This window comes from Arthrobacter sp. TJ-265, assembly GCF_058269135.1.
Map to the genome: position 1 here is coordinate 247,184 of NZ_JBZCND010000001.1, position 12,236 is coordinate 259,419.

At 70.9% G+C, this 12,236-nt stretch carries 12 protein-coding genes; 4 read left to right on the forward strand and 8 right to left on the reverse strand.

The window, feature by feature from the left end; translation table 11 throughout:
• Positions 1 to 7: 7 nt before the first annotated feature.
• Positions 8 to 1,096, forward strand: coding sequence for a polyprenyl synthetase family protein (locus tag AC4D2E_RS01150; RefSeq protein WP_490951439.1), 1,089 nt, complete (start codon positions 8 to 10; stop codon positions 1,094 to 1,096).
• Between the two features lie 41 nt (positions 1,097 to 1,137).
• On the opposite strand, the gene AC4D2E_RS01155 is transcribed toward AC4D2E_RS01150, so the two are convergent.
• The 3 genes from AC4D2E_RS01155 to AC4D2E_RS01165 form a co-directional block, all read right to left on the reverse strand.
• Complete coding sequence (locus AC4D2E_RS01155) at positions 1,138 to 1,611, reverse strand: HIT family protein (RefSeq protein ID WP_490951440.1); 474 nt, start codon at positions 1,609 to 1,611, stop codon at positions 1,138 to 1,140.
• The gene (locus AC4D2E_RS01160) at positions 1,611 to 2,036 is read right to left on the reverse strand and encodes a hypothetical protein (protein ID WP_104168121.1); all 426 of its coding nucleotides are present in this window, start codon (positions 2,034 to 2,036) and stop codon (positions 1,611 to 1,613) included. The genes AC4D2E_RS01155 and AC4D2E_RS01160 overlap by 1 nt, the downstream gene beginning before the upstream one ends.
• A gap of 61 nt (positions 2,037 to 2,097) precedes the next feature.
• Positions 2,098 to 2,733 (reverse strand): trimeric intracellular cation channel family protein, encoded by a 636-nt coding sequence (locus AC4D2E_RS01165; RefSeq protein WP_104168122.1) that lies wholly within the window; start codon positions 2,731 to 2,733, stop codon positions 2,098 to 2,100.
• 112 nt (positions 2,734 to 2,845) lie between these two features.
• On the opposite strand from AC4D2E_RS01165, the gene AC4D2E_RS01170 reads away from it, so the two are divergent.
• Positions 2,846 to 3,814 carry an alpha/beta hydrolase gene (locus AC4D2E_RS01170; RefSeq protein WP_490951441.1) on the forward strand — a complete coding sequence of 323 codons (969 nt, stop codon included), beginning with the start codon at positions 2,846 to 2,848 and terminating at the stop codon, positions 3,812 to 3,814.
• 45 nt (positions 3,815 to 3,859) lie between these two features.
• Here the strand turns inward: AC4D2E_RS01170 and AC4D2E_RS01175 are convergent, their stop codons facing one another.
• The 3 genes from AC4D2E_RS01175 to AC4D2E_RS01185 all read right to left on the reverse strand — a co-directional run bounded on the left by AC4D2E_RS01175 (position 3,860) and on the right by AC4D2E_RS01185 (position 5,853).
• Positions 3,860 to 4,321: an ATP-binding protein gene (locus tag AC4D2E_RS01175; protein ID WP_104168124.1), complete on the reverse strand. Its 462-nt coding sequence runs from the start codon at positions 4,319 to 4,321 to the stop codon at positions 3,860 to 3,862.
• On the reverse strand, positions 4,314 to 4,646 hold the full coding sequence (locus AC4D2E_RS01180) for an STAS domain-containing protein (RefSeq protein ID WP_104168125.1): 333 nt from the start codon (positions 4,644 to 4,646) through the stop codon (positions 4,314 to 4,316). The genes AC4D2E_RS01175 and AC4D2E_RS01180 overlap by 8 nt, the downstream gene beginning before the upstream one ends.
• A gap of 106 nt (positions 4,647 to 4,752) precedes the next feature.
• Positions 4,753 to 5,853: a PP2C family protein-serine/threonine phosphatase gene (locus AC4D2E_RS01185; RefSeq protein WP_490951442.1), complete on the reverse strand. Its 1,101-nt coding sequence runs from the start codon at positions 5,851 to 5,853 to the stop codon at positions 4,753 to 4,755.
• Positions 5,854 to 6,075: 222 nt separating this feature from the next.
• Between AC4D2E_RS01185 and AC4D2E_RS01190 the strand changes: the two genes are divergently transcribed.
• Positions 6,076 to 7,761, forward strand: coding sequence for a sensor histidine kinase (locus tag AC4D2E_RS01190; RefSeq protein WP_104168127.1), 1,686 nt, complete (start codon positions 6,076 to 6,078; stop codon positions 7,759 to 7,761).
• A gap of 69 nt (positions 7,762 to 7,830) precedes the next feature.
• On the opposite strand, the gene AC4D2E_RS01195 is transcribed toward AC4D2E_RS01190, so the two are convergent.
• A complete protein-coding gene (locus AC4D2E_RS01195) occupies positions 7,831 to 9,072 on the reverse strand; it encodes a GAF domain-containing sensor histidine kinase (protein ID WP_490951443.1) in 1,242 nt (413 codons plus the stop codon).
• Positions 9,073 to 9,171: 99 nt separating this feature from the next.
• Positions 9,172 to 10,629, reverse strand: coding sequence for a PucR family transcriptional regulator (locus tag AC4D2E_RS01200; RefSeq protein WP_490951444.1), 1,458 nt, complete (start codon positions 10,627 to 10,629; stop codon positions 9,172 to 9,174).
• 166 nt (positions 10,630 to 10,795) lie between these two features.
• Here AC4D2E_RS01200 and AC4D2E_RS01205 point away from each other — a divergent pair, with 166 nt between their 5' ends.
• On the forward strand, positions 10,796 to 12,226 hold the full coding sequence (locus AC4D2E_RS01205) for a gamma-aminobutyraldehyde dehydrogenase (RefSeq protein ID WP_104168130.1): 1,431 nt from the start codon (positions 10,796 to 10,798) through the stop codon (positions 12,224 to 12,226).
• Positions 12,227 to 12,236: the final 10 nt, after the last annotated feature.

A 12,236-nucleotide genomic window follows, 5' to 3' on the forward strand; every position in this document is an offset into this window, starting at 1 on the left:
TTAGACCGTGACACAATCCTTCGACTCCGGGTGGGCCAGCGCGGGCGTGACCAGCGCGCTGGACACGGCGGACACCCCCGGCGACGCCGTGCGCCTGCCTCCCGGGTTCGCCCTCATCGCCGAGGACCCGGAGCTCGGACCGTCCGTGTCGTCCTGCCTCGCCGAGGTGGAGAAGCAGCTCCGCAGCGCCATCGCCCACTCGGACCCGCTGGCCGACGCGACGAGCCGTCACCTCGTGGAGGCCGGTGGCAAGCGTATCCGGCCGCTCCTGACCATCCTCGCCTCGCACCTCGGCAACCCCGCGCGGGCCAAGGTGGTCCAGGCCGCCGTCGTCGTCGAACTGACGCACCTCGCCACGCTCTACCACGACGACGTCATGGACTCCGCCCCCTACCGCCGAGGCGCCCCGACCGCGCACGAGGTGTGGGGCAACTCCGTCGCCATCCTCACGGGGGACCTCATCTTCGCCCGGGCGTCGATCCTCGTCTCCGAACTCGGCGGTGAGGCCCTCGGCATCCAGGCGCGCACCTTCGAACGTCTCTGCCTCGGCCAGCTCCACGAGACCGTGGGCCCGCGCGACGGCCAGGACGCCCTCGAGCACTACCTCTCGGTGATCGCGGACAAGACCGGCTCCCTCGTGGCCGCCTCCGGGCAGCTCGGCGCCCTCTTCGCGGACACCCCGCGGGAGGTCATCGACGTCATGGTCTCCTACGGGGAGAAGGTCGGCGTCGCGTTCCAGCTGGCGGACGACGTCATCGACGTGACGGGCCGCAAGGTGACGTCGGGCAAGGCTCCCGGCACCGACCTCCGCGAAGGCGTCCCCACCCTCCCGGTCATCCTGCTGCGCCGCGCCGCGGCCGCGGGCGACCGGTCGGCCGCCGACGTCGTCGCGCTCGTCGACGGCGACCTGTCCTCCGACGACGCCCTCGCCGCCGCCGTCACCGCCGTGCGCGAGCACCCGCAGACCCAGGAGGCGTGGGCCGTGGCCCAGCAGTGGGCTGACGAGGCCGTGACCGCGCTGGAACCGCTCCCGGACAGCGTGGTCAAGCACGCGCTGGCGAGCTTCGCGCAGGCCGTGGTCAGCCGGGACGTCTAGCCACCGCCGTCGTTCCCCGCATCGCCGACTCCCGCCGTGGTTCAGCGGGGCAGGAAGGCCCTCAGCTCGTCGGCTTTCCGCGCCCTGATCTCCGGGTCCACGATCGGCCGCTTCGGGGTGAAGTAGAAGCCGTCGTCGTGCCAGCGCGGCAGGACGTGCTGGTGGTAGTGCCACACGTGCTGGCTGCCGGCCGGCTCGTTGTGCTGCCGGGTCGAGACGCCGTCGGGCTCCCAGGCGAGCTTGATGGCGATCGCGATGTCGCGCGTCAGCGTCATGATGCGGGCGGCGGCGTCATCCGGCAGTTCGTACAGCAGTTCGACGTGCTCACGCGGGGTGATCAGGACGTGGCCGGGGTTGGGGTCGAAGCCGTGCGAGGCGATGAACGCGAGTGCGAGGTCGTCGGCGTAGATGACGTCGCCCGGACGGCAGAGGTTCCTCGGGTTGCCGAGGTCCCCTCGCGCGAGATCGCAGAACGGGCACCGGTACCCCTCCGGCGCGTGGTGGGCGAACGGCATCAGTCCTCGTCGTCCTCCTCGAAGACCCACTCGAACAGGTCGAGCACGTATTCGCTGAAGGTGCCCTCCTCGCTCTGCCATTCGCCGCGGACGTTGTTGCGCCGCCAGACGATGGGGTCGGGGACGTCCAGCTGGTCCGCCCGCATGCCCCAGGTGTACTCCTCGTCCTCGTCCTCGAGGAACAGCAGGAAGCCGTCCTCGATCTCGAGTTCGTCGGGATCCCAGAAGAAGTGGAACGCCTCCATGATGTCCTCGGTGGCACCCACGGCACGGTAGAAGTCGCGCAGGGCCAGGGGCAGGTCGAAGTCCTTGCCCTCGAGCATCTCGGCCAGCTCGTCGTCGGACAGGCCGTCCTCCTCGGCCCACTCGTCCTCGAAGTACTGGGGCACCAGGGCGCGGAATTTGTCGGAAAACAGCTCAGTCACAAGTACTCCAGGAGTGGGGTTGGGGATACCCCCATCCTAGCGGCCGCGTCCGACGCCCGGGCTACCTCTGCGCGTCCCGCGTCCGCGCGGCGAGCGGCGCGTGCCAGCCGTAGCGCCAGGCGAGGACCCGCAGGGAGAACACGAGCGAGGCGGCGAGCGTCCCCGTGACGAGCGTGAAGGTCCCGGTCAGGTAGAGCACGGTGACGACGACGGCGCCCAGCATGGCGGGGAGCGCATAGATGTCCCGTGGGTCGAAGAGCTGCGGGACCTCGTTCGCGACGACGTCGCGCAGCAGGCCGCCGCCGACCGCGGTGGTGACGCCCAGCAGGGCGGCGGAGACCGGGTGCAGGCCGGCATCGAGCGCCTTGAGGGTGCCGGTGATGCAGAACAGGGCCAGCCCGCCGGCGTCGAAGACGACCAGGACGCGCATGCCGCGTTCCACGCCGGAGAACACGAAGTACACGAGCACGGTGGCGAGCAGTGGGGGCACCAGGTAGGCGGGATTCGTGAAGGCTGCGGGCGGGACGTTGATGATCAGGTCCCGGGCCACCCCGCCGCCGAGCGAGGCCAGGGACGCGAGCAGGAGCGACCCCACGAGGTCGAAGCCCTTGCGGGCCGCCAGCAGGGATCCGGAGACGGCGAAGAAGAACACGCCGAGGAGGTCGGCGCCGAGCGCCACGTGTGAAGCGGTATCCATCTCATCCTTCGGCGTTCCGGCGGGGGCGCCCGCGGGGCCCGGGGGACGGGCGCCAGGAGGGCCCATCCAGCATGACAGACGGGCCGGGCCGGCCCGGCACTAGGCTGGGCCCATGACGAGCACGGACGCGGGCGGCACGACGACGACGGAGCCGAGGGCGAAGGACGGCTCACGCGCGATGCGCGTGGCGGCCCGGCTGATCGGCCTCCTGCCGACGAAGAGGAACCTGGACGGCACCGACTGGGTGAACGCGAAGTACCCGGGCCGCAGCTACCCGGCGGCGGCCGCCATCCCGTGGACGCTGAAACAGACACACACCATCCAGGAGAAGCGGATCGACGGCATCAGGACCATCACGGTCCGCCCGCTGCTCGGCGCGACCCGCTCGCACATCATCTACACGCACGGCGGGATCTACATCAACGAGCTGGCCCGGCCGCACTGGTGGATCATCGCCGAACTGACGAAGCGGACCGGCGCCGCCGTCACGGTGCCCCTGTACAGGCTGGCACCCGAGAGCAGCTACCGGGAGGCCTTCCCGTACCTCGTGTCCGTGTTCCGCGACGTCCTGACGACGTCGGCGCCCGAGGACGTCACGCTGATGGGCGACTCGGCGGGCGGCGCGCTCGCCGTCGCACAGACCTGGGCGTTCCGGGACGCCGGGCTTCCCGCGCCCGGTCGTGTCGTCGCCTTCTCGCCCTGGCTCGACGTCACCGCCACCAACCCCGACATCCCGGCCTACGACGCCGTCGATCCGATGCTCTCCGTGGCGGGCGGCGTGCAGGCGGGGCTGTGGTGGGCGGACGGCGACGACCCCCGGACGCCGCTGGTCAGCCCTGCCTGCGCACCGGACGATCTGCTGGCGGCCCTGCCGCGCACGCGGATCTACCAGGGCACGCGCGACGTCTGCATGGCGGACGCGGCGGTCTTCCGGGACCGTGCGGTCGCGGCCGGTGCCGCCGTCGAGATGAAGGTCCACCCCGGCGGCTTCCACGTGTTCCCGGCGTTCCCGCGCCTCCCGGAGTCCCGGGAGGTCTATGCGGACATCGCCGCGTTCCTCGGCAGGCCGGCCCTCCCGTGACAGGCCCCCCGAATCCTGAGTCCCGGGAGAGCGGCTGCCGACGGGTCAGCCCTGGCCGGAGTCCCGGGACAGGACCCAGACGTTGGTGTCGCCCTCACGCTCCACCGTCACGGTGGTGACGAGGGCGCGGATCATCGAGAGCCCGCGCCCGGACTCGTCGTAGTCCTCCAGCAGCGCGTCGTCGTCCGGACCGGGGAGGTCGGAGGGTCCCGCGAGGTCGGGCACAGGGTCCAGCGGCGCGGCCCCGATCTCGCTGATGACGGCGCGGAGCCTCTCGACGGCGACGGTGAGCTCGACGCCGAGGAGGAGGGTGGCGCCCTCCGTGGGGACGCCGTGCTGGACGACGTTGCTCGCAGCCTCGATCACCGCGGTGGTGAAGGCCATCTGGTCCGGCGCCGGCACGAAGGCGGCGTCCAGCCACAACTGCTCCAGGAGGACGTGCAGGTCCTCGATGGCCTGCTCCGCCGCGGGTTCCTCGAGGGTGCGCCGTGCCAGGATGTCAGTCATTGCCGAAGGCTTCGCCGGCGGTTGCATGGGGCGTGAGCACCCGGTTCATGCTGGTGAGTTCGAGCACCATGGTGACCTGCGGCTGGACGGCGGCGATCCGCAGGTCGCCGCCGGACTGCCGGGCCAGCTTCAGGCAGCCGATGAGCGCGCCGAGGCCCGAGGAGTCCATGAAGCTGGTGTCCGCCAGGTTCACGACGATCCGCTTCCCGCCCCCGTTGACCACCTCGTCCACGACCTTGCGCAGCTTCGGTGCCGCGACCATGTTCAGGCGTCCGTTCGCCGCGACCTCGGTGTAATGGCCTTTGTCCTGGACCGTGAATTCCATCTGCTCTTCCCTCTTCCGCTGCCTGTCGGCATGTGCTGGATCTCGTGAATCGTCGCGCGCGTCGGGCGCGATCCGGGTCCTGCCGGCCCGGTTCCGGCCGGGAGCGTCAGCCCCGCGCGTGGCGCAGGATGACGACCGTGACGTCGTCGGCGACCTCGGGGACGTCCGCCAGACCCAGCAGCACCGCGCAGGCCTCCTCGGCGCCCGCCGCCGCGGAGACCACGCCGGCCACCGCCTCCGTGAACTGGTCGACCGTCTCGTAGATGTCGAGCAGGCCGTCGCTCACGATCGCGAGCGAATCGCCGGGCTCGAGGCGCAGGGTGGCGGCGGGCCAGACCTGGTCCGGCCACGCACCGACGGGCGGCCCCGCCGAGGGCAGGCGGGTCACGGTGCCGTCCGCCGCGACGTGCAGTGCGAGGCCGTGCCCGGCGTCGACGTAGCCGACGACGCCGCTGGCGGCATCGAGGCGGCCGTGGAACAGCGTGACGAAGGAGCTGGTGTGGTCGAGGTCGGCCTCCGTGGCCCGCGCCGCCGTCGCGAACGCGGTCTCGAGGCTCGGCTGGGACGCGACGGAGCGCATGATCGCGCGGACGGTCGCCGCGACCAACGCCGCGCCCATGCCCTTGCCCATGGCATCGGCGACGGTGAAGTGCAGACCGTCCGGCGTCGGGTACCAGTCGTAGAAGTCACCGCCGACGCTCCTCGACGGCCTGAAGCGCCCGGCCAGTTCGAAGTCGTCGAGGACGAGGCGGTCGCGGGGGAGCAGGTTCTGCTGCACCTCGGCGGCACGCCGGCGTTCGTCCGCGTTCGCGACGTCGACGGCGGACTGGTGGCTCTGGCGGCGGAACAGCGAGTTGATGCGGGCCACCAGCTCCCGGGGGCTGAAGGGCTTGCTGATGTATTCGTCGGCGCCCGTCTCGAGGCCTGTGAGGCGTTCGATCTCGTCGGTGCGGGCCGTGATCATGAGGATGTAGGCGTCGGAGAAGGTGCGGACCTCGCGGCAGATCTCCACGCCGTCGCCGTCGGGCAGGTTGAGGTCAAGGGTGATGAGATCGGCACCCGCGCGTGCCAGGCGCAGCCCCTCGCGCGCGGTCGCGGCTTCGGTGACCTCGAAGCCCTCGCGCTTCAGGATCTGGACGAGCAGGCCCCGAATATCGACGTCGTCCTCGACAACGAGGGCACGGCGGATCTCCGGGGCGACAGTCATGGTCCTCATTAAACGCTACGGTGCGCGGCCTTCCGGACGCGGCACACGGCTTCGCCCGAATCACCGGGTTGTTGCGGCGAACTTGAGGCGATCTTGAGGGGTCGACCGTCTTTCACGCCCCGGAATCACGGGGCTGCCGCGTTATTCTTTCGCTGCGGGCGGGAATCGCCCCGTTCATTCCGACGGACGAGTTCGACGAGCACCAGGGGGCGCGGCCATCAGATGGACAGAGTGCTCTCCTACCTGACGCTCGACACGAGGCAGTTCCACGAACTCACGCTGCGGTCACGCGTGATCCTCAGCCAGCTGCCCCTCTCGCTCACGGTCCTGCTGATCCTCGTCGGAGGCCTGCTCTTCCATCCGGACCTCTTCACCAGCCGGTCCTTCATGATCGGTCTCTGGTTGCAGGCCGTGCTGCTCGCGCTGTGCGTCCTCGTGCCGTGGGACCGGCTCCCGTACGCCGCCTTCCTCGTGATCCCGCTGCTCGACTTCGTCCCGATCGGCTTCATGCGTTACGGGGCAGGCACGGTCATCACCGGGGTGGGTCTGCTCACCGTGTTCCCCATCATCTGGCTCGCCGCGTCCGGCCTGTATCCGCGGGCCCTCCTCGCCGCAGGTTTCCTCGCCTCGCTGGGCATCGTCTGGGCGCCGGTCTTCGTCACGGACGTCGAGGTCACGTCGCAGTCACTGACGCAGTCCTTCCTCCTGCCCTTCATCATGCTCGCCATCGGCGTGACGATCCGCGTGATGACCGCGAGCATGATGGCGCAGCAGGCCGTCGTGGAGGAGAAGGACCGCGCCCTGCGGGTGCTGCTCGAGGAGAGTGCGCGCCGCGAACGGCTGCTGGACACCGTGGTCAACAGCGTGGACATCGGTGTGACCGCCGTCGACGAGGCCGGGCGGACGGTCCTCGCCAACCGCAAGCTGGATCAGTTCCGCGCGCTCGCCGGCGGGACCGGTGAGTCCGACGAGGCGGCCCTGCGGATCTTCCAGCAGGACGGCGAGACGGATCTGCCGGCGGCCCGACGGCCGACACGGCGCGCGGCGGAGGGCCATGTGTTCTCCGACTACCTCCTCTGGTGGGGCGAGCGACCGGGACAGCGGGTGCTCTCGGCGTCGTCCCGGCTGATGACCAACCAGGCCGGGGACCGCGAGGGGTCCGTGGTGACGTTCAACGACGTCACGGAACTCGTCACCGCCCTGAACGCGAAGGACGAGTTCGTGGCGACCGTCTCGCACGAGCTGCGGACCCCGCTGACCGCGATCCGGGGCTACCTCGAACTGCTGCTGGGGACGCCGGACCTCGACCCCGAGGTCGCCTCCGGCCTCGAGGTGGTGTCACGGAACTCCGAGCGGCTGCACAAGCTCGTGGTGGACCTGCTCTCCACCGCGGAGGGGTCCCCGGAGATCAGCCCGGTGCCCACGGACTTCTCCGACCTCGTCGGCCGGCGCGTGTCCACGGCCGAGCAGGGCAACACGAACCCGCTGGTGCGTTTCGAGGACCTCACCGATCCGGGGCTCGTCGCGCTCTGCGACGCCTCCCGGATCGGCCAGGTGCTGGACAACCTGCTCTCGAATGCGATCAAGTACTCCCCGGCCGGTGGACGCGTGACCATCCGCGCCCGCGAGGTCGAGGGCGAGGTGGAGTGCAGCGTGACCGACCAGGGCAGCGGTATGACGGCGGAGGAGCAGAAGGGCGTCTTCTCCAAGTTCTTCCGGACCGCAGGAGCCCGCAATGCGGCGATCCCGGGGGTGGGCCTCGGGCTCGCCATCTCCCAGGCGATCGTCCAACGCCATGGCGGGACCATCACCTGCCGGAGCGTCGTCGGCGAAGGGTCCACCTTCGCGTTCCGCCTCCCGCTCGCCCGCGCGGACCAGGTCCAGGAACTGCAGGCGCAGGGACTCTAGCGTCCGGGCAGGCCGACCGCAGGCCCGTCAGCACGGTGCAGGATCCGGGTGCCGGACCCGGGAACCCGGTCAGGCGGACCCGAGATCCACGGTCGCCGTGATGCCGCCGCCGGGTGTCTCCGTGAGGCTGATCGAACCTCCGTGCGCCGCGGCGATGCGTGCGCACGTCGCCAGGCCGATCCCGCTGCCGGCCGGATCGCCGTCACGGTGCAGCCGCACCAGGGGTTCCAGGACCCGCTGCCGGTCCGCCGGGTCGATGCCCTTGCCGTGGTCGACGACGCGCAGCACCTGCGTCTCACCGACGCTCGCGATCACCTCGACGCGCGGGGGACACCCGGGCGTCGAGTACTTGATGCCGTTCGCCACCAGGTTCTGCAGCAGCGCGGTGACCTGCGCCTGATCGACCGTCAGCTCGGCGTCCTGCACGGTCACCACGGCGTCGCAGGCGCTGCTGAGCGGCAGGACGTCCTGCAGCACGGCGTTCATCATCGTGTTCAGGCGGACCGCCCGGCGATTGATGGTCCCGCCGATGCGGGAGAACTCGAGGACCTCCTCCACCGTGGACAGCATGCGGCTGGCGCTGCCCCGGATGATGCTGAAGTAGCGCGCCGCCGGTCCGGCGGGTGCGACGTCGTCGTCCTGTTCGCTGAGCTCGGTGTAGCCGAGGATCGCCGTCAGCGGGTTCTTGAGATCATGGCTGACGCGCGCCGCGAATCCTGCGAGGTCCTCGTTGCTGCGCCGCACCACCTCGAGGGCCTCGACGAGCTGACGTGTCTTGAACTGCAGTTCGAGGACCTCCACGACCTGCCGTGCGAGGATCTCCAGCCCTTCCCGCTGTTCCGCCTGGAACGCCCGGACCGTCGGCGAGAACACGCAGAGGGTGCCGAGGGCCGCCCCGCGCCCGGTCACGAGCGGGACGGACGCATAGGAGCGCACGTGGGCGATGCCGCCGTTGACGAAGGGGTTGTCGGCGAACCGCGGGTCGAGGGAGGCGTCCGACAGGGCGGTGATCGCCCCGCTGGTGAAGACCTTGGAGCACATCGAGTCGTCGCGCGAGCACACCGCGGCGTCCACTCCGACGGCGGCGATCTGGTGCTGCTGGTCCGCGGTGATGATGTTGATGACGCCGGCGTCCATGCCGCTCACCCGCACCGCGAGCTTGACGAGGTTGAGCAGTTTAGGCGGTGTCTCGTAATCGGGCTTCTCCACGGGCTTCCCGCCGGCCTCGCCGTAGGGAAGCCGGTATTCCTGCAGGACCGCCTGGCGGGCGAGCTCCTGGAGGTCGACCTCGTCGGTAGAAAGCAGAGTCACGAATACCCCCGAAGAACAGTGAGACCGGTGTGCGTGCGTCAACTATCGCACGGCCGTGGGCCGGCGAGCGGGATGGTGCCGTGGCAGGGGTGGATCGCGTCAGCCCAGGGCCCGGACGCGCAGGGCCAGGTACAGGTGCACGCGGTCCGCGGTGACCGCCGGATCGTAGCCCGTGAGCGCCACGACCTGCTGGAGCCGGTAGCGGATGGTGTTGCGGTGCAGGTCGAGGTCCGCGGCGACGGCGGCCACCGAGCCGTCGAGGTCGAGGTAGCGCTGCAGCGTGGTCAGCAGTCCCGCGCCGTGCGCGCTGTCGAAGGCCTCGAGCGGCCGGAGGGTCTCCGCGGCGAGGTCGGCGAGCGGCACGTCCGCGCTGGCCATCAGCAGCGACGTCAGGCTCAGGCGGTCGGCGAAGTTGAGGGGCTGGCCCCGCTGGAGCGCCTCGCGTGCCTCGAAGTAGCTCCACCGCAGGCCGTTCGGCTGCGCGTAGGTGCCGCCCACACCGACCCGCGCCGTCAGCCCGGCGCCGTGCAGGTAGCGGCTCAGCTCGGCGGGGTCGGGCGCCCCGGCGGGGAGGACGAGCACGAGGCGGTCGTCGACGAGCCCCGTGGCGGCGCCGTTCCAGCCGTCGGGCAGCGGGAGGGTCCGCAGTGCGCGTCGCTGACCGGAGGCGACGTCGACGATCAGCACGCTGTGCCGGAGCGTCGTATCGATACCCGAACTGGCGAGCCGGGCCGCCGCCTCGGTGCCGGCGAGCGCGCCGCGCACCACGTCCTCGAGCAACTGGCCCGACGCCGCGCGGGCGCCGGTCCGGTTCCTGGCCTGGTTGCTGAGCTCGACCGAGATCAGGCTCTGCGCGTAGTCGACGACGGCGGTCCGGGCGTAGGGCTCGGCGATGGCGAGAGTGCAGCGGTCCTTGAGGCCGGTGGCGATCGGCAGCCGATGCCACGTCCTGGGATCCGGTGCCACCGCGTGGGACCGGGGGGCGGCTGCGCCGCCGGGGGTGCGGGCAGCCGGGCCCGCGGCACGTGCGATGCACGCGCCGTACTGGAACAGCGCGACGTCGGTGCCGAGCATCCGGGCGAGTTCGCCGAGGAGTGCGGCGAGGCCTCCCGCGCCGAGCAGCGCCGAGGCCAGGACGGCGTGCCCCTCGAGGAGGTCCTCGAGCCCGGCGTAGTGATCGGCGGACAGGGCGTCGGCCACCCTCTTGCCGATGGCGATGAACGGGACCTCGTACGGGACGCGGAACGCGGGGAGGCCGACGGCGTCCGCCTCCGCGAGCAGGGCAGCGGGGATCCTCCGATGGGTGAGCCCCACGCCGAACCCGATGGCCAGGGCCCCGGCGTCGTGTGTCCGCCGGACGAAGGCCCGCTGGGCGGCGCCGGTCTTCAGCCGCACGCCCGTCGTGAGCACCACCTCGGCCCCGCCGAGGAACGGCCGCGGGTCCTCGAGTTCGGTCACGGCGACCCACTGGATGGGCTGGGCGGGCGGTTCCGAGCCGCCCTCCACGACCAGGCCCAGGGCGGGATCGGACAGCAGGTCGGCGAGGGTGATGGCCATGGGTCCAGCGTAGGGGGCGTTGTGCCCCTGCACGTACGCAAGCGGCAAGCGCTGTGCAGATAGCTCTGGCACGCCCCGTGGTGCCCCGGTAGCGTCATGTCGATACCCCGTGGCCGGTCGTACCCGTACGCGCCGCCGACTCCCTCCTCGTGAAAGGCACTGCAGCGTGGCCGAGACCCTTCAGAACTACATCGACGGAGCGTTCGTCACGCCCGCCGGGACCGAGCTCCTCGACATCGTCAACCCGACCAACGGCGAGGTGGTCGCGCAGTCGCCCGTCTCCACCACCGCGGATGTCGACGACGCCATGCGCGCCGCAGCGCGTGCCTTCACCACCTGGAAGCGGACCACGCCGAGCCAGCGCCAGCTCATGCTGCTGAAGCTCGCGGACGCCGTCGAGGCCGCCAGTGACGAGCTCGTCGAGGCACAGCACCGCAACACGGGCCAGGTGCGCGCGATGATCGCCGCCGAGGAGGTGGCCGTCGGCGCCGACCAGCTGCGGTTCTTCGCCGGCGCCGCGCGGCTCATGGAGGGCAAGTCCGCGGGCGAGTACATGGAGGGCCACACCTCCTACGTGCGCCGCGAGCCCATCGGCGTCGTCGCCCAGGTGGCGCCGTGGAACTACCCGTTCCTCATGGCCATCTGGAAGATCGGCCCCGCCCTCGCCGCGGGCAACACGGTGGTCCTGAAGCCGAGCGACACCACCCCGGAATCGACCCTCGTCCTCGCACGCCTCACGCAGGGCATCCTGCCCGACGGCGTCCTGAACGTGGTGCTCGGCACGGGCGAGACCGGCGCCGCCATGACGGAGCACCCCGTGCCCGGCCTGGTGTCCATCACGGGATCCGTACGCGCCGGCATCGCGGTCGCGACCAGCGCCGCGAAGGGCCTCAAGCGGGCCCACCTGGAGCTCGGCGGCAAGGCTCCCGCCGTCGTCTTCGCGGACGCCGACCTCAGGAAGAGCGCCGAGGCCATCGCCGAGTTCGCGTTCTTCAACGCAGGCCAGGACTGCACGGCCATCACCAGGGTCCTCGTGCAGGAACAGGCGCACGACGAGTTCGTCGCCGCCATGGTCGCGCACACGGCCACCCTGACGACCGGCAGCGCGGAGGACTCGGAGAACTACTTCGGGCCGCTGAACAACATCAACCACTTCAACGCCGTGAACGCGGTCATCGACGCGCTGCCCGCCCACTGCAGCATCGCGACCGGCGGCAAGCGCGCCGGGGACAAGGGCTACTTCTTCGAGCCGACGATCGTCACGGGCGCCCGGCAGGACGACTCCGTGGTGCAGCAGGAGACGTTCGGGCCCGTCGTGACGGTGCAGACGTTCGCCACCGAGGAGGAGGCGATCGAGCTCGCCAACGGCGTGGACTACGCGCTGGCCTCCAGCGTCTGGACCTCGAACCACGGCACCGCGATGCGCGTGTCCCGCGACCTCGACTTCGGGGCCGTCTGGATCAACACGCACATCATGCTGACCGCCGAGATGCCCCACGGCGGCTTCAAGCACTCCGGCTACGGCAAGGACCTCTCCATGTACGGCGTGGAGGATTACACCCGCATCAAGCACGTCATGAGCGTGCTGGACGTCTGACAGTCCCCTT

Excerpts from the sequence above, each read along its gene's own strand:
- AC4D2E_RS01155 (WP_490951440.1), bottom strand. The coding sequence starts at position 1,611 with ATGCCGTTCGCCCACCACGCGCCGGAGGGGTACCGGTGCCCGTTCTGC.
- AC4D2E_RS01165 (WP_104168122.1), bottom strand. The coding sequence starts at position 2,733 with ATGGATACCGCTTCACACGTGGCGCTCGGCGCCGACCTCCTCGGCGTG.
- AC4D2E_RS01170 (WP_490951441.1), top strand. The coding sequence starts at position 2,846 with ATGACGAGCACGGACGCGGGCGGCACGACGACGACGGAGCCGAGGGCG.
- AC4D2E_RS01175 (WP_104168124.1), bottom strand. The coding sequence starts at position 4,321 with ATGACTGACATCCTGGCACGGCGCACCCTCGAGGAACCCGCGGCGGAG.
- AC4D2E_RS01180 (WP_104168125.1), bottom strand. The coding sequence starts at position 4,646 with ATGGAATTCACGGTCCAGGACAAAGGCCATTACACCGAGGTCGCGGCG.
- AC4D2E_RS01185 (WP_490951442.1), bottom strand. The coding sequence starts at position 5,853 with ATGACTGTCGCCCCGGAGATCCGCCGTGCCCTCGTTGTCGAGGACGAC.
- AC4D2E_RS01190 (WP_104168127.1), top strand. The coding sequence starts at position 6,076 with ATGGACAGAGTGCTCTCCTACCTGACGCTCGACACGAGGCAGTTCCAC.
- AC4D2E_RS01200 (WP_490951444.1), bottom strand. The coding sequence starts at position 10,629 with ATGGCCATCACCCTCGCCGACCTGCTGTCCGATCCCGCCCTGGGCCTG.